Here is a 17,134-nt window from a genome sequence, read left to right on the forward strand (position 1 = left end):
GTTACTCACGATGGTATGGGTGATTATTATTGATGCTCCAAGCGCGGTATAAGCTTTCAGCGACAATAATACGCACCATAGGGTGTGGTAAAGTTAAGGGAGATAATGACCATTTTTGTTCAGAAGCGGCAATACAAGCAGGCGCTAAACCTTCTGGTCCGCCAACTAACAGAGCAACATCACGACCATCTAACTGCCATTTAGACAAGTTATTAGCGAGTTGTGGTGTTGTCCAAGGTTTACCTTCTACTTCTAGGGTAACGATGCGATTACCTTTAGGAATAGCAGCTAAAGTTAATTCACCTTCTTTATCTAAAATACGGGCAATATCTGCATTTTTGCCGCGTTTTCCTGGCGGTATTTCCACAAGATTAAATGACATGTCACGTGGAAAACGGCGACTGTATTCATTAAAACCTTGGCTAACCCAAGCTGGCATTTTATTGCCAACAGCATATAAAGTAAGGTGCATTACGGGCTTATTCTTCCCAAAGTTGCTCTAATTGGTAAGTATCGCGAGTGCTATCTGTCATGATATGAACAATAACGTCGCCAAGATCAACTAATGACCATTCACCAACATCATTACCTTCAATACCTAAAGGGTTAACGCCTTCAGCTCGGCATTCCATAGCAACATTTTGTGCGATAGATTTTACATGACGGTTTGAGTTACCTGAGCAAACGATCATCTTTGAAGCAAAACTTGCTTTTTTAGTGATGTCTAAAACCGTAATATCACGGCCTTTCATGTCTTCAATTTTTTCAGTTACAAATGCGGTTAACGCTTCAGTTTGCAATTTATTTGTCCTAACAAGAGATTTTTCGACATATTAGCATTTTTATTTGATACAGGTAACATTCTTGCGCGAGTAAAATTAATAAAGTTGGTGCTGTAAAATATACTGATAGACTTTTTCGGGTAATTTATTTTTTATCGCCCCAGGCTCTGTCAATAAAGTCCGTATTTCGGTAGACGATATATCACTTAACTTTTCAGGCATGATCAAGATATTACCGGCATTACTGAGGTGATCCGGCGAGGATAACGAGGCAAGATCTACTTTTGCTTTTGGCTGGTCGCCAACGAATATTAAATAGGATTTGAGCTCTTCAGGTATTGACGTTAATTGGTAACCTGGGCGTGGTGATACTACGATGTTAGCTAAACTGAGGATATCTTGCCAACGATGCCATAAGGTTAAGTCTATTAGTGAGTCCATGCCGATAAAAAAATATAAGGCTACTGGCGTGTTTTGCGCTTGATATTCATGATGAATTTCTATCAAGGTATCAAAGGTATAAGAGGCATTACCCCGAGTTAGCTCTCTGCCGTCAAAGGTAAATATTGGGTAGTCTTGGCAAACTAACTTCACCATAGCTGCACGATGCTCATTGTTTGAATAAGGACTGCTTTTTAGCGGTGATACATTCGCTGGAATAATATGAACTTGGTTCAAACCGAGTAACTCAGCCGCATGTTGGATAGGGAAAATATGGCCAAGGTGAATGGGGTCAAAACTACCACCAAACAAACCGATTTTTTTTGTTTGTTTACCGGCGTTGTTATTTATTTGGTGTTTAAGCAAACTCATAATTTAATGGGAAATTTTGCGTAAGTTGGCCTTGATATAACGACAAACAAACGTCGGTTAACATAATAAAGGGATTAAAATCACTGCTGGTTTTACTGATCAAATCTACTTGGGCTAAACGGGCTAATGCAATGTCAATATTGTCAATGTTGATGGTATTAAGTGCTTTTTGATAAAGCGGCTTACGTTTATCCCAAATGCGATATTGTTTATAAATAGCTTGAATATTTTCGCCTTGGTTAAGCTGGCATTTCATTTGATAAAGCTGTTGAAACTCTTTATGTAGCACCCAAATAATTTGCGCGGCATTAGTGCCTTCATGTTGCAAGCTATCAAGAATTGCGCTGCACTTTTTTAAATCACCATTTAACAAGGTTTCGGTTAATTGAAAAGGATTGAACTTAGCTTGTTTAATGGTGAGTTTTTCAATGTCGTCAATTTGAATCGTTTGTGAACCATAGATTAACGCCAGCTTTTCTAGCTCTTGGGCCAGTGCGGGTAAATTACCTTCAAAAAATTCGGCTAAAAAATGGCTAACGTCATTGGGTAAGGTTAAGTTAAGTTGCTTGGCTTGTTGCTGTAACCAGCGCTGTAAATGTTGGCCATCAATGTCATATAGAGGTAAATAAACGCCATGTTTATCTAAGGCGGTAAACCATTTTTTCTTGCTTGTAGCGGCATCAATTTTTGCGCCATGAATTAACAAAATAATATCGGGTATTAATTTATCTGCTAGTGAAGTCAGTACTTTGGCACCTTCGACACCGACCTTACCATTTGGGATTTCCAGTTCAATAATGCGTTGACTGGCAAATAAACTCATCGATTGAAATTCATCAATTAAATAAGCCCAGTCAAATTTATCGTCAGCGGTCAGCCTAACCACTTCGCTGAAACCTTGCGCCATTGCATGGTTTTTTATTTGATTGATACTGTCAATTTTTTGCCAAGGTTCATCACCAAAAACCAACCACACCGGTTTACAGCCTTGCGAGCTTAATGTTGTGTGTAATTGGTTATGGTAAATACGCATTTAATGCCTTGTTGGTAACTTAAAAGAAGGTAAATTTAAAATTGAATGCTTGCCATAGCGCGTAAAATTCTATCAGCGGCAACTTGTCGCATTTCACTTAATAATAAGTTTAGCTCACGCGATTTAGCAAGCGCAAAATCAGGATCATCTTGATAATCACGATTAAGTTCAAACTCAAAATTTTGAGGTTCTTTGCCAGCAATTAATAACTGATATTTCACCGTGTAAATCAGTTCATATTCAGCCACTTGGCCATTTGGAAATACCGACAAGGTACGACGGTCTAAGGTGTCTTTTAAAATATGTAACTCAGGTACCACTTGCTTTGATGATGATTTAAGTTGGTTGCTAGCAACAACATTTACCTGATTAATGGTTAAATGTTGTTTTACTAACCGCGTTAATTCGCCATATTTATCTGTTGAGGTAACCTTTAATGTTTGTAACTCTTCAGGTAATAAATATTCCCCTCTGAGTTGAAAACCACAACCGATAGTTAAACAAGTGCACAGTAAAATACTGAGCACTTGATAGGCATTTTTAAAAGACAAGCTTGTAAACGACAATAAACTTAATGGCATAGCGATTAGTTAGCCACAATATTCAGTAATTTACCAGGCACATAAATGACTTTGCGAATGGTTGCACCGTCGGTATGTTTACTGACATTTTCATCTGCTAAGCCAATGGCTTCAACGGCTTCTTTAGTCGCGTCAGCGGCAACGGTAATTTTAGCGCGTAACTTACCGTTGACTTGCACTATGATCAGTTTTTCATCTTCCACTAAAGCCGCGTTATCAACTGCTGGCCATAAAGCATCTTCAACAGGGCTTGCATGACCAAGATCTTGCCATAATTGGTGTGATAAATGTGGCACAATTGGCGTTAACATTAATACTAAGGCATTAATGGCTTCACTTAATACCGCTTTATCTTCAGCGGTTTCGGAGCTTGCTTTTGATAAATGGTTTAATAATTCCATGATTGAAGCAATCGCGGTATTAAAAGTATTACGACGGCCTATATCATCAGTAACTTTGGCAATGGTTTTGTGTAATTCACGGCGTAAAGTTTTTTGTGCTGAATTTAAGCTTAATTCACTTGCTGTTTTAATTTCTTCACCAGCGGTTGCTTCAGTAAAGTCATGAACCAATTTCCAAACACGTTTTAAGAAACGATGGGCACCTTCAACACCTGAGTCAGACCATTCTAAAGTTTGCTCTGGTGGCGAGGTAAACATAATAAATAAACGAACCGTATCAGCGCCATAAGTATCAATAACTTCTTGTGGGTTAATGCCGTTGTTTTTAGATTTTGACATTTTACTCATGCCAGCAGAAATTACTGGCTGACCGTCAAGTTTACTAATGGCCGATTCGATACCACCTTTGTCATTACGAGTCACTTCAACATCGCTTGGCGCTATCCACTCTTGGCTACCGTTTTTACCTTCACGATAATAAGTTTCAGCTAATACCATGCCTTGACATAATAAGCTTTTAAATGGCTCGTCAGATTTTACTAAACCAACATCACGTAATAATTTATGGAAAAAGCGAGCGTACAATAAATGTAAAATAGCGTGTTCAATACCACCAATATATTGATCAACCGGTAACCAATAGTTAGCTTTTTCTGGATCTAACATTGCGGTATCGCTATCTGGTGAACAGTAACGGGCGTAATACCAAGACGATTCCATAAAGGTATCAAAGGTATCGGTTTCACGAAATGCCGCTTCGCCATTAAAAGTGGTTTTTGCCCATTCAGGATCATCTTTAATTGGTGAAGTTACACCATTCATAACAACATCTTCAGGAAGTTGTACTGGTAATTGATCTTCAGGTACTGGTACTGACGTGCCATCAGCTAAGTTAATCATTGGGATTGGTGTACCCCAGTAACGTTGGCGTGAAACACCCCAGTCACGTAAACGGTAATTTACCTTGATTTGGCCTTTACCTTCAGTTGATAACTTATAAGCAATAGCTTTGAAGGCTTTTTTGAAATTTAAGCCATCAAACTCGCCTGAATTGATAAGTTTACCTTTTTCCGTGATTGCAGCTTTGCTAATGTCGTCATCGTCAGAACCTGCAATCACTTGTTTAATTTCTAAACCGTATTTAGTGGCAAATTCCCAGTCACGTTGATCGTGTCCTGGTACTGACATTACCGCCCCTGAGCCGTAATCAATTAAGACAAAGTTAGCAGCCCATACCGGTACTTGCTCACCGGTTAATGGATGAATTGCTTTTAGGCCGGTATCAACTCCTTTTTTCTCAATGGTGGCTACATCAGCTTCTGAGGTATTTGCCGTTTTACATTCAGCAATAAACTCAGCTAATTCTGGATTATTTGCTGATGCTTTTACTGATAACGGATGATCCGCAGCTAGTGCCACATAAGTAACACCCATTAAGGTATCTGGGCGAGTGGTATAAATGTCAAAACTTTCATCAGAATTGGCTAATTGAAAGGTCATTTCCACGCCTTCAGAGCGGCCAATCCAGTTACGCTGCATCGTTTTAACTTGCTCAGGCCAACCTTCAAGTTGGTCTAAGTCGTTAATTAATTCTTCTGCGTAATCGGTTATTTTAATAAACCATTGTGGAATTTCTTTTTTCTCCACAATCGCGCCAGAACGCCAACCACGGCCATCAATAACTTGCTCGTTAGCTAATACGGTTTGGTCAATTGGATCCCAGTTAACGGTTGCATTTTTTTTGTACACTAAGCCTTTTTCGTAAAGTTTAGTGAAAAACCATTGCTCCCAGCGGTAGTATTCTTTTGAACACGTGGCGAATTCACGATCCCAGTCATAACCAAAACCTAACGATTGTAATTGGTTACGCATGTAATCAATGTTTTCATAGGTCCACTTTGCTGGTGCTGAGTTATTTTTGATTGCCGCATTTTCAGCTGGTAAGCCAAAGGCATCCCAACCCATAGGTTGCATGACATTTTTGCCTTGCATACGTTGATAACGAGAAATTACATCACCAAGGCTATAGTTACGAACGTGCCCCATATGCAAACGACCACTAGGGTATGGAAACATTGAAAGACAATAATATTTTTCTTTCGTTGCGTCTTCTACCGCTTTAAAGGTTTTGTTTTTAGTCCAAAATTCTTGAACTTTAGCTTCAATGGCTTGTGGGTTGTATATGGCTTCCATTAATGTTTCTCAAATACTCAATTTATCTGGCTGTGCGGCGAGCTGTTTAGTAAAACTCGGTTTACGCCAATAGTGGAAAAATAATCGGCAGATAATACCTTATCCTAAGCGTCAACAAAAGTTTAATTCATTGAATGTTACGTTGAAAAATGCCGAAAGCGGTAAAGTTCGTAAAATTTCTAACAAAGCCTATACTCAAGAAAATATTTGTAGGCTTTTACGTGGAGTTGGTCATGGCTGAACAAAAAAATTGGTTTACTCAAGCAAATGAAAAATTAGGGCGTTGGTTGGCTGATGTGAAACAACAAGAGCTTTTAGATATTGGGAGTTTTGTCAATCAAGCGAAAGAAATTTTAGCGGCAGCCGAAAGCCTTTCTCAAGAGCAAATTACTCAATTTACGTTAAATTTACAAAATGATTTAACTGAGTTTTATCAACAAAACTTGCAAGAAGCCAAACATTCAATTTATTTGGCGATTATGGAAGAAACCTTATGGCAAACATTGTCTGAAATGACTGATAAATCGCAAGTTGAATGGGCGGAGTTACAGGAAGACTTTCAGCATAAAGGTAAATATAAAACCGGCGATATTATTGGTTTTGGTATTTTAGAGTGTCAACTTTGTCACAAAGAACATCACTATACGCATTGTACAGAAGTGACAAATTGTATTGATTGTGGTCATCATGACTTTGTTCGTAAGCCATTATCGCCATAATCGTTAATTTATTGAAATTAAGTACTAAGTTAACCTAGGGTCTGTTGCTCTTTGTTTATATTTTCAGCCATTGCCCTGTGGGCTGAGGCTAAAATCGCTTTACAGGACGTTAAAAGTTATTAGTTTAGATGGCTAAACGAGATAATTTCAGCTTTGATTAAAACGATTTTATCTCTCAGCTGAATTATTAAACAAAGATATATAGCCCCTAAATAGTCACGATAAGTTTTGCCTTTCTTAGTACTCTAAGAGTAAACTGGTTTTATCAATTATTTCAAAAACATAACTGACTATTATTTGTTCAGTTTAAGCGAGCTTGTTTATGACAAAAGCAGTAGCATCATTACGTTTATCGGCCTCTCAATTAACCGCACATTTACCTTCTGAATTATTTAAAGCAAGCCCCGAACAAGATGATAGTCAACAAGCGTTTATTGGCCATGAAAGAGCCAAAGAAGCGTTAGATTTTGGCCTAGCAATGAAAGCGAATGGCTTTAACGTTTTTGCAATGGGTGAACCGGGTACTGGCCGACAAACATTAATAAAGCAAATGTTAGAGGAGGTGGCGAGTGCTGATCCAACACCTTCGGAATGGTGTTATATCAATAACTTTGATGATAGCCATGCCCCGCTGAAATTATATTTGAACCCAGGCGATGGTAAGCAACTGTTGACCCGAGTGAATAAATTTATTGATGAGTTGCTCGATTTATTTCCTGAAATTTTTGATAACCCTGGTTATCAACGACAAAAAGCGGCTATTGATCGTGAGTTTAATGAAAAATACGATGAAGCGATCGGCTTAGTTGAAGAAACCGCGTTAAATAAAAATGTCGTGTTATTTGAAGAAAAAGGTGAAATTGGTTTTTCACCTTTAGTTGATGGCAAACCATTAAGTGATAAAGAATTTGCCAATGTTGAAGAAGAAAAGCGTAATGAGTTTTATCAAGTATTGTCTGATTTAGAAGATTTATTGTCTGAGCAGTTATTAGAACTCCCCCTATGGAAGCGTGTTTCTTCTGATAAAATGCGCAAACTAAAATACGAAACTGCAGAGCAGAGTATTCGCCCGTTATTAAAAGAATTAGAGCATGAATTTACTAGCAATATTGGCGTGCTAACTTACTTAAGCAAAGTAAAAGAACATGTTGTTGATGCGGTGTTAGAAGTTTTAGTGGATGAGTCGAGCGATACCCCTCGTGATGATAAAGACGCCCGTAAAATGATGGTAGAACGTTTTTTACCAAATTTACTTATTTCGCAAAATGATAAGATTGGTGCGCCTGTTATTTATGAACAAAATCCAACTTACCAAAACCTGTTTGGCCATGTTGATTTTGCAACTTTTCAAGGCAGTACCTATACCAGTTATCGTTTGATCCGTGCCGGCGCTTTACATAAAGCCAATGGGGGGTATTTATTATTAGACGCCGATAAATTATTACATCAGCCTTTAGTTTGGTCACGTTTGAAGTTGGCGTTAAAAACGCAAGAAATTACCATTGAAAACCCGTATGCCGAATTTAGCCAACCGAGTTGGTATAGTTTGCAGCCGGAAAAAATTCCGTTAAATGTTAAAGTGGTGTTATTAGGTGATCCGGAAATTTATTACACCTTACAGGAATACGATCAAGAATTTACCGAGTTATTTCGTGTTTTAGCAGACTTTGATCGTCATTTATCCACAGACGAAGATAACTTAATTGCTTATGCCAATTTAATTCGTCAACGAGCGAAAAAATTAAATTATCCTGAAATTACCGATGATGCGGTTGCCGAATTAGTGCGTTATGCCTTACGTCGTGCTGAGCATCAACATAAAATTTCAGCCAATATTGTGCAAGTAAATGACCTATTAGATGAAGCCAATTATTTATGGCATAAAGCGCAAGATAGTGATCTTATCGAAGCTGACCATATTTTAAATGCCTTAGCGGCAAAACAGCGTAGAACAGGGCGTTTGAGTGAAACTTGGCTAAGTGAAATTAAAGAGCGCCAAGTACTGATCAGCACTCAAGGTAGCCAAGTAGGTAAAGTAAATGGTTTAACAGTATTAGAGATTGGCGATAGTGTTTTTGGTACACCGGCGCGGATCACTGCTACCGTTTATGCCGGTGCCAACGGTGTTACCGATATTGAACGTGAAGCGGAATTAGGCAAAGCGATTCATTCAAAAGGCGTGATGTTATTAACTGGTTATTTAGGGCATAAATACGGTCAAACCTTCCCGGTTTCTATTTCTGCTAATATCGCGATTGAACAATCTTATGGTCATATCGACGGAGATAGCGCCTCAATGGCCGAACTTTGCGCGCTTATTTCAGCCATTACTAAATTACCTATTCATCAAGGTATTGCTATTACGGGCTCGATCAATCAGCATGGTGAAGTGCAATCGATTGGTGGTGTTAATGAAAAAATTGAAGGTTTTTATCGCCTTTGCCAAGACGAAGGCTTAACGGGAGAGCAAGGGGTGATAGTACCTCGCACTAACGTTAACAACTTAATGTTATCTAATGATGTGATTGCAGCGGTTGAACAAGGGCAATTTGCGATTTATGCAGTTGAAGATATTGATCAAGCCTTGGCTATTTTAATGGCGACTGAGGCTGGCGAAATGAGTAAAACCGGACGTTATCCTCGCCGTTCTATTCATGGGCTGGCACTAGATAAATTATCAAGCTTTGCCGATTTATTAAATGGCCCAGATGAATAAATAGGCGGTATTGTCGATTGTTTCAATACTACTTTGAAATAATCGACAAGCACATATTTAGGTGCTCAACTAAAAAACAAAATTCATTAAAACGTTGTTCATTAAACTTAATATCATCATTATTATCTTTCGCTTTTTTATGCTGACCAGAAATTACACCAATGGTACGTTGATTAATTTGTACTAAAGCAAAAGCGGTTGGGCCATCATTCACTAGCGGCTCTAGCTCCTCAGAAATATAATTCAGCCACTTTTTATCCTTATAGTTAGTCACTCTTAAATTACTGTTGGTTTTTTGCATGTAGGTCATGATGTTTGGTTGACGTGACAATGAAATACTCATTTTGATATTTTCGTTAATATTATTTTTATTAAAATTAAAGCGTGCTTTTAACGCTTGTTTATCTTGGGTGAAAATAAATAAAACAGTTCGTTCAAAGTCAAAAACCTGACAAAGTCGTTCTAAACTTAATTGAAAAAAATGGTTAATATCACTGCTGGTTTTAGTGAGTGCAGATAACTCTTTAATAAAACTAAGCTGAGTTTGCTCAGGAGAGAGTGTGATTTGATTTTTGTTATCAAGCTCAACACTAATGGTAGGTAATGGCTTAATGTTTTCTTCTAGAATAGTTGCACCATAAGAAGCTAACATCTCAATAGCTTGGTTTCGGCAGTGATTTATTCGGGTTTTTAGTTGAGCAACGGTAATACTTTTTAATTGGCTAATTTCTTCTAATAATTCATAAAACACTTCTGAACTTGGTGGTGCGGTAATAAAAGCGCTTAATTTATTGGCGAGATAAATCAGTTTAATTTCACCCGTTCTGTGTTCAGGATGATCAAGAGCTTTTTCTAATAAACTACCTAAATTCCAGCTTTTGGCTAAACCGCGACTAATGCTATTAAAAGTACAGCCGATTAATTCAAGACAATAATCATCAAACTCAGCTTCTGTTAAATGCTCTTGATGTAACAGTTTTTCAGCTAAATCACCACCAACACTCCAAAAAGACGTTTCTCCAATGGTATATAACATTGCCGCTAAATATATTTCTTCTTGCGTATCCTCGTTATATTCTGACGTTAACATTTTTGCCAGAATACCAGCATAAAAAGATCGAGCCATTAATTCAGATAGCTTTTGGTAAGAATTAGGTGTTAACTTTTCGCTTTCAAATAAAGCCTCAATTAACGTTGAGGTTAAACAGACATTTTTAACTGCCTGCATACCAAGAATAACCGTAGCTCGAGAAACTGTGGTAATTTTAGGAAGGCCAATACGTTGGCTGTTATTAACCAATTTTAGAATGCAAGAGGATAGCGCTTGGTCATGCAGAATGCTTTTACTGAGCATGGGGAGCGAGGATTTATCGTCATTTGAAAATTTTTCGAGAATTTTTACAGTTGATGCAATAGCAGGTAATTCTTTTTTAGAAATTAAGCTAATCCATTGTTCTACAGCTTTTTTATTTTGGTGATTCATACCTGAACGACAACTTACATTCTTTCAACATATAATGATAATAACGGAAAAGTTTATTTAAGGCGTAACTAATTACTGTTAGTGCGTGGTATTTTTTATTGGTTTGTAGTAAATGATTGCTTTAATTTGTTAGTTCTGTATAATGCGCGCCTCAATCAAAGGGTTTGGCTTAAGGTCAAACAAGCGAAACAATTTACCTTATTTGTTGCTGTTATCAATTAACGGAAATTAAGTTAAATTTAATGGGCTAGATTGAATTCGATGGGGTTTTCCCGCCATATAAGACTGCTAATTTTTAGACTGCTAAATTTTTAGTATGTGCGAGTGTTGAAGTCTTCACGGTGGTTTCCTCTAATTTATACGCAGGTTTACCTGCCGTGAGAAGATAAAATTTATGACTGATACTAACAATGCCGTAATTGGCTTTGACGCTTTAGGCTTGCCTAAAGATTTATATAGCGCTGTAAAATCATTAGGATTTGATAACCCAACGCCTATTCAAGCTGCAACAATTCCTACTTTATTAAATGGTCAAGACGTTTTAGGTGAAGCCCAAACAGGTACCGGTAAAACGGCTGCTTTTGGCTTACCTGCATTAGCAACAGTTGACGCTAAAGTACGTAAACCACAAGTGATGATCTTAGCGCCAACACGTGAGTTAGCTATTCAAGTGGCCGAAGCTATTGAACAATTTGCTAAAAACATGAAGGGTGTAAGTGTTGCTACTCTTTATGGTGGCCAATCATACGGTCCTCAACTTTCTCAATTAGAGCGTGGTGCGCAAATTGTTGTTGGTACGCCAGGCCGTTTAATGGATCACTTACGCCGTAAAACGTTAAAATTAGACCATGTTAAGTTTTGTGCTTTAGATGAAGCTGACGAAATGTTAAACATGGGCTTTTTAGAAGATATTGAATGGACGTTAGAACATTTACCGAAAGAAACTCAAATGGCATTGTTCTCAGCAACTATGCCAGATGCTATTCGTAAAGTTGCTAACCGTTTCTTAAAAAATCCTGAGCACATTAAAGCGGCGAGAGTAAAACAAGTTAAAGCTAACATTACGCAATTAGCGTGGAAAGTTAGTGGATTAAACAAAAAAACAGCATTAGAACGTGTTGCTGAAGTTATTGACTATAAAGCAATGATTGTTTTTGTTCGTACCCGTAACGATACTGTTGAAGTAGCTGAGCATTTAGAACGTGCCGGTTATGCAGCAGCAGCAATTAATGGTGACATGAACCAAGCACAACGTGAACGTACGGTTGACCAGCTAAAATCAGGGACATTAACAATTTTAGTCGCAACTGATGTTGTTGCGCGTGGTTTAGATATTCCAAGCATTGACTTAGTTGTTAACTACGACTTACCTGATGATAACGAAGTATATGTTCACCGTATTGGTCGTACTGGCCGTGCGGGTCGTAAAGGCACGTCAATTTCATTTATTCGTCCACGCGAAATGTACCGTGTTCGTCATTATGAGCGTTTAACATCGGGCGTGGTAGATGACTTTGAATTACCAAGTATTGAAGAAATTGGTAAGTCGCGTATTGCAAAAACTCAAGCTCAATTGTTAGAGATCCTTGCTAAAGGTGACATGAGTAACATGATTGCAATCGTTGAAAAAATGGCTGAAGAGTCAGAAATGTCGATGACACATTTAGCCGCGGCTTTATTATATAACAAGCAATTAAAGCAACCATTAGAGCCAAAAGAAGATCCTAAACCGCGTCGTGAAGCTCGTGACAGAAATGACCGTGGTGATCGTAGTGATAGAGGTCGTGATGGTCGTCGTGATTCACGCAGTGATCGTGGTGACAGAAGTGAACGTGCGCCACGTAAAGCAAAAGTAGCGCGTACTGACGTTGATTGGCAAACTTACCGCTTAGAAGTTGGTAAAGAGCATGGCGCTAAACCAGGTGATATCGTTGGTGCTATTGCCAATGAGATTAAATTGGATAGTAGTTATATTGGCCAAATTAATTTATGTGAGCGTCATAGCTTTGTGCAATTACCTAAAGGTATGCCAGACAAATCATTTGCTCAGTTAAAACGTGTACGTGTTCGTCGCCAAGCCTTAGAAATCTCAGTTTCTGATGCACCGGTGATGACAGAAAGAAAACGTGAAAGATCAGACAGACCACGTCGTAATAACGCGTAAGCGCTGTTAAAAATAAAGAGAATAATATTCATGTAATTCTCTTTATAAAATTTATATAAAGAATATAAAAAGCGGTCATTGATATTATCAATGACCGCTTTTTGCTTTTTAATTCAAAAAGTTTAATGGGCTTGGTATTACTGTTTCAAATCATTAAAATCTATTTGTTCTATTTTTTTTCCAGCCTTCATATCTTCAAAAATATCTTGGTCAAATTGATCTTCTGATTTACCAATGATTAAAGTGACCATGCTATCACCTGTTACATTGACGGCGGTGCGAGTCATATCTAATAAGCGATCAACACCAATAATTAAAGCAATACCTTCTACAGGCAAGCCAACTTGTCCTAGCACCATGGCAAGCATAATTAAGCCAACGCCAGGCACGCCAGCAGTACCAATCGATGCTAAGGTGGCGGTTAAAATAACCAATAAAAAGTCAGCAATGGTTAAATCGACATTAGATACTTGGGCGATAAAAACGGTTGCTACACCTTGCATGATCGCCGTGCCATCCATATTAATGGTGGCACCTAAGGGCACCGTAAATGAGGCGATTGAATTTTTAACACCAAGTTTTTGAGTTGCTGTTTCTAATGTAACAGGAATGGTTGCGTTGCTACTGGCGGTTGAAAAAGCAAATAAAAGCGCATCTTTCATCTTTTTCAAAAAAGTGATCGGATTAAGCCCAGTTAATATTTTCAGGATACTTGGGTAGACTAATAATGCGTGGATAAATAATACCGCTAAAACCACTAAAAAATACGTTAATAAATTTAATACCGTTGACCAAGCAATATCGGTGAATAACTTAGCTAATAAACAGAAAACGCCATAAGGTGCCAAGTTCATTAAAATAGTAACTAAGCGCATTACAACCACATTTAAATCTTCAAATACTTTTGTTAACCGTTCACCTGCTTCACCTGATAAGGCGATAGCAATACCAAAAAGTAAAGCAAAAATAATAATTTGCAGCATTTTACCTTCTGAAAATGCATTAAAAGGGTTGGTTGGAAACATATCAATAATCACTTGTGTAAGCGCGGGGGCTTCTTTTGGCGCAAACGTGGTATCGGAGGTCATATTAACACCAACACCTGGCTCGATAAGTAAGGCTCCCACAATTGCTAATGTGATGGCGATTGCTGTTGTGGTTAAATATAACATTATGGCTTTACCGCCAATGCGACCTAATTTAGTGGTGTCTTTTAATGAACATGTGCCACAAATTAAAGAAACAAAAACGAGCGGTACCACCAACATTTTTAAGCTAGCAACAAATATTTGTCCAATCACCTCAAAAATGCCGTCAACCAACAAACCTCGTAATGAAATATCGAAAAAATATAATGAAAAAGTGAGATCACTATTATTTGGCATCAGCCATTGCAAGCAGGAACCAAGTAAAATTCCTGAAAACATGGCCATAACAATTTTATGCGTAAGCGTTGATGATTTGTTTTTATTCATAATTTGGACTAAATATTAATAAGTTAGAATTCGTCTTAACCATAGACTAACAGTAAACTTGGTAAGAAAAAACCGATCTGAAAAGTGTTTATAATTTTTAGTGACCTTTTTCATTTTTTTCAGGTAAGATGTTGAATGTATGATCATAAAAATATTCAGGGAGAGCATTACATGAAGCTACTTCGTCAGCTAAGTTGTTTGATGTTGTTATTCACTATCATTAGTTGTGGTGGTAGTGGTGGTAGTTTAAGTCGCGATGAGACCGATACTGGCGATGGTGGAGGAACGGGCACTACATCAGATGTAACGTTAACCCTCTCACTTTCAAATGATTATGTTACCAATTTAGAGCCTGCGGTTGTTTCAGCAACTTTAATGGATGGGACAACCCCGCTTGCTAAAGAACTGATTACTTTCTCGACATCTATAGGTGAATTGTCTCCTAGTTCAGGATCAGCCTTGACTGATGATAGTGGCATCGCGGTGATGAATTTAACTGCTGGAGATGTTCGAGGAGCCGGCACTGTAACCGCTTCTTATGGTGACAACCTTTCCGCAACAATTAATTTTTCTACTCAAGGTGATGATATTAATGTTGGTGGTGACGTTAATATTACTATACAACTGGTGAATGTTGATGGCGATCCAACAGAAACAATCACCTCTTCACGATCAGGGCAAATTATAGCTACTGTGAATGGTATTTCTGCGCCAGTTATTGTTACCTTTGAATCAACCGTTGGTGAAATACCTATTCCAACAGCGATTACAGACAGTAATAATCAAGCTAAAGTCGATATTTTAGCGGGCAGTGATTTAGGTGCTGGAACAATTACAGCGTCAATTGAAACAGGAGAAACCGGTAGTGGTTTTATTATCATCGGTTCAACAACTGTTTCTATGGGGAGTGGCACTCCATTTGTTAAAGGTGTTGCTAATATTTCTTTAGCGCAAATTTCAGCAGGCGGCACTTCAGTCGTTTCGGTAGATATTGTTGATGAAGAAGGTAACCCTTTTACTGAAGCAATTAATGTTAATTTTACTTCTAGTTGTTCTAGCAGTGCGATCCCTACAGCGATAATTAGTTCACCAATCTCAACATCAAATGGTAAAGCGACGAGCACATATTTAGCTCAAGGTTGTGTTGGTGATGATGTTATCAATATTAGTGCAAGTGCAGGCGGAATTAATTTATCTGCATCAGGTACTATCAATGTTTTACCTGCGGATGTAGGAAGTATTGAGTTTGTTTCGGCAACACCTGAATTGATTGCCATTCAAGGAGTAGCGAGTAGTGGCCGCCCGGCAAGTTCGGAAGTTTTATTTAGAGTGCTAGATACTAATGGCAATCCGGTAAACAGTGAATCTGTAGATTTTAAATTAAACTCATTAAATTCTGAATTTACCTTAACACCAACTTCAGCAACTACTGACGCTGAGGGTTATGTTCGTACTGTTGTTAATTCAGGAACGGTAGCTGGTTCAGTAAGAATAACAGCAAGTATAACTGACAGCTCACCCGTTATTTCAACGCAATCTTCCAACCTCAAAGCATCAACAGGTATACCTGATCAAGATAGTTTCAGTATTTCAGCTAGTATCTTAAATCCTGAAGCCTGGAATATTGATGGTCAAGAAGTCGAAATTACTGCTCGTTTAGCAGATGCATCTAATAACCCGCCACCACCAACGGTGGTTTATTTTACCACTGAAGGTGGTTCTATTGATGAAAACAACTCGTCTTGTACAACTGATAGTTCTGGTAGTTGTTCAGTTATTTGGCGTTCACAGCTTCCTAGACCAGAAGGTCATGTTTTAGGGGATATTAATAACCTTAACCATGTGCCTGAAACGATTAATACTATGGGGCAAAAATATGGTGGTAGAGCAACTATTTTAGCAACAGCTGTCGGTGAGGAGTCTTTTGCTGATTTAAATGGCAATGGCCGATTTGACTTATGTGAATCAACTGCCTTTTTAGGTGGAATATCAAAACCATGTGCTGCAGATGGTAGTTTTGATAATTCAGGAGCAGATATTGTTTACTCCGGCAATGATGTATCAGGAAAGCCATTTGATTTAAAAGAAGCTTTTGTTGATCACAACGAAGATGGCTTATTTAACCCAGCTGAAAATGGTGGGGAATTAGGGGGAGAATTAGAGGAACCTTCTGATTTCAATAATAATGGAATCTTTGATGATAAAGATGGTAAATATAATGGTGTGTTATGCTCTTTATCAACCGCTGTACCTAATACTTTTTGCTCTAGTGACCAATTTACTGATATTAGGGATTCGCTAGTATTAGTGATGTCTGGTAGCGATGCATATTTTGTCACTAACTCAACTTCAGATGCAGTATCATCAATGATTGATGATGATAATGATGCAACTACCCCTGATGTACCAAATCCAAATTTTGATGCAACAGATGATACTATTTATATTGCCGGAGAAAGTGTAGGTTCAGCCAGTGTGATTATTTCAGATTTGCATAATCAACCAATGCCACAAGGTACCACAGTTTCATTTATTGCAACGGTAGGTTCGGTACAAGGTGCTTCAAGTTTTACTTGGCCTAATCATAATAAAAATGGTGGTTTAGGGTTCGGAGTTTCTGTTAAAGGTCAAGAAGAGCCAGCAACAGGTGTTTTATTAGTTCAAGTAACAACACCGAGTGGAGCTACTTCTACTTATAATGCGATTAGAATTGTTATTCAGTAACTGCTGATGGCTTTATTAAAAATACCGCTTAACCGCGGTATTTTTTTGCC

At 38.1% G+C, this 17,134-nt stretch carries 12 protein-coding genes; 4 read left to right on the plus strand and 8 right to left on the minus strand.

All coding sequences use genetic code 11. The annotated features are described in order from the left end of the window. Nucleotide 1: 1 nt before the first annotated feature. The 6 genes from rlmH to leuS form a co-directional block, all read right to left on the minus strand. Complete coding sequence (gene rlmH, locus ACSLUO_RS07060; protein WP_448247438.1) at nucleotides 2-472, minus strand: 23S rRNA (pseudouridine(1915)-N(3))-methyltransferase RlmH; 471 nt, start codon at nucleotides 470-472, stop codon at nucleotides 2-4. A 7-nt stretch (nucleotides 473-479) separates the two neighbouring features. Further along, entirely contained in the window at nucleotides 480-800 is a 321-nt protein-coding gene (rsfS, locus tag ACSLUO_RS07065) for a ribosome silencing factor (RefSeq protein WP_448247440.1), read from the minus strand. A gap of 78 nt (nucleotides 801-878) precedes the next feature. Next, nucleotides 879-1,595 (minus strand): nicotinate (nicotinamide) nucleotide adenylyltransferase, encoded by a 717-nt coding sequence (gene nadD / locus ACSLUO_RS07070; RefSeq protein WP_448247442.1) that lies wholly within the window; start codon nucleotides 1,593-1,595, stop codon nucleotides 879-881. After that, entirely contained in the window at nucleotides 1,582-2,628 is a 1,047-nt protein-coding gene (gene holA, locus ACSLUO_RS07075; protein WP_448247444.1) for a DNA polymerase III subunit delta, read from the minus strand. The genes nadD and holA overlap by 14 nt, the downstream gene beginning before the upstream one ends. A gap of 35 nt (nucleotides 2,629-2,663) precedes the next feature. After that, a complete protein-coding gene (locus ACSLUO_RS07080; protein ID WP_448247446.1) occupies nucleotides 2,664-3,209 on the minus strand; it encodes an LPS-assembly lipoprotein LptE in 546 nt (181 codons plus the stop codon). A gap of 5 nt (nucleotides 3,210-3,214) precedes the next feature. Further along, nucleotides 3,215-5,803 carry a leucine--tRNA ligase gene (gene leuS / locus ACSLUO_RS07085; protein WP_448247448.1) on the minus strand — a complete coding sequence of 863 codons (2,589 nt, stop codon included), beginning with the start codon at nucleotides 5,801-5,803 and terminating at the stop codon, nucleotides 3,215-3,217. A 233-nt stretch (nucleotides 5,804-6,036) separates the two neighbouring features. Between leuS and ACSLUO_RS07090 the strand changes: the two genes are divergently transcribed. Together ACSLUO_RS07090 and ACSLUO_RS07095 are read left to right on the plus strand one after the other, a co-directional pair. Continuing rightward, complete coding sequence (locus ACSLUO_RS07090) at nucleotides 6,037-6,522, plus strand: zinc ribbon-containing protein (RefSeq protein ID WP_448247450.1); 486 nt, start codon at nucleotides 6,037-6,039, stop codon at nucleotides 6,520-6,522. Nucleotides 6,523-6,844: 322 nt separating this feature from the next. Beyond that, on the plus strand, nucleotides 6,845-9,238 hold the full coding sequence (locus ACSLUO_RS07095) for a Lon protease family protein (RefSeq protein ID WP_448247452.1): 2,394 nt from the start codon (nucleotides 6,845-6,847) through the stop codon (nucleotides 9,236-9,238). Between the two features lie 28 nt (nucleotides 9,239-9,266). Here ACSLUO_RS07095 and ACSLUO_RS07100 read toward each other — a convergent pair whose 3' ends face one another. Further along, nucleotides 9,267-10,721 carry an HDOD domain-containing protein gene (locus ACSLUO_RS07100; RefSeq protein WP_448247454.1) on the minus strand — a complete coding sequence of 485 codons (1,455 nt, stop codon included), beginning with the start codon at nucleotides 10,719-10,721 and terminating at the stop codon, nucleotides 9,267-9,269. 394 nt (nucleotides 10,722-11,115) lie between these two features. On the opposite strand from ACSLUO_RS07100, the gene ACSLUO_RS07105 reads away from it, so the two are divergent. Then, nucleotides 11,116-12,885: a DEAD/DEAH box helicase gene (locus tag ACSLUO_RS07105; RefSeq protein WP_448247456.1), complete on the plus strand. Its 1,770-nt coding sequence runs from the start codon at nucleotides 11,116-11,118 to the stop codon at nucleotides 12,883-12,885. Between the two features lie 137 nt (nucleotides 12,886-13,022). Here ACSLUO_RS07105 and ACSLUO_RS07110 read toward each other — a convergent pair whose 3' ends face one another. Next, complete coding sequence (locus tag ACSLUO_RS07110; protein ID WP_448247459.1) at nucleotides 13,023-14,360, minus strand: dicarboxylate/amino acid:cation symporter; 1,338 nt, start codon at nucleotides 14,358-14,360, stop codon at nucleotides 13,023-13,025. Between the two features lie 135 nt (nucleotides 14,361-14,495). On the opposite strand from ACSLUO_RS07110, the gene ACSLUO_RS07115 reads away from it, so the two are divergent. Continuing rightward, a complete protein-coding gene (locus ACSLUO_RS07115) occupies nucleotides 14,496-17,084 on the plus strand; it encodes an Ig-like domain-containing protein (protein WP_448247461.1) in 2,589 nt (862 codons plus the stop codon). Nucleotides 17,085-17,134: the final 50 nt, after the last annotated feature.

This window comes from Thalassotalea agariperforans, assembly GCF_053470345.1.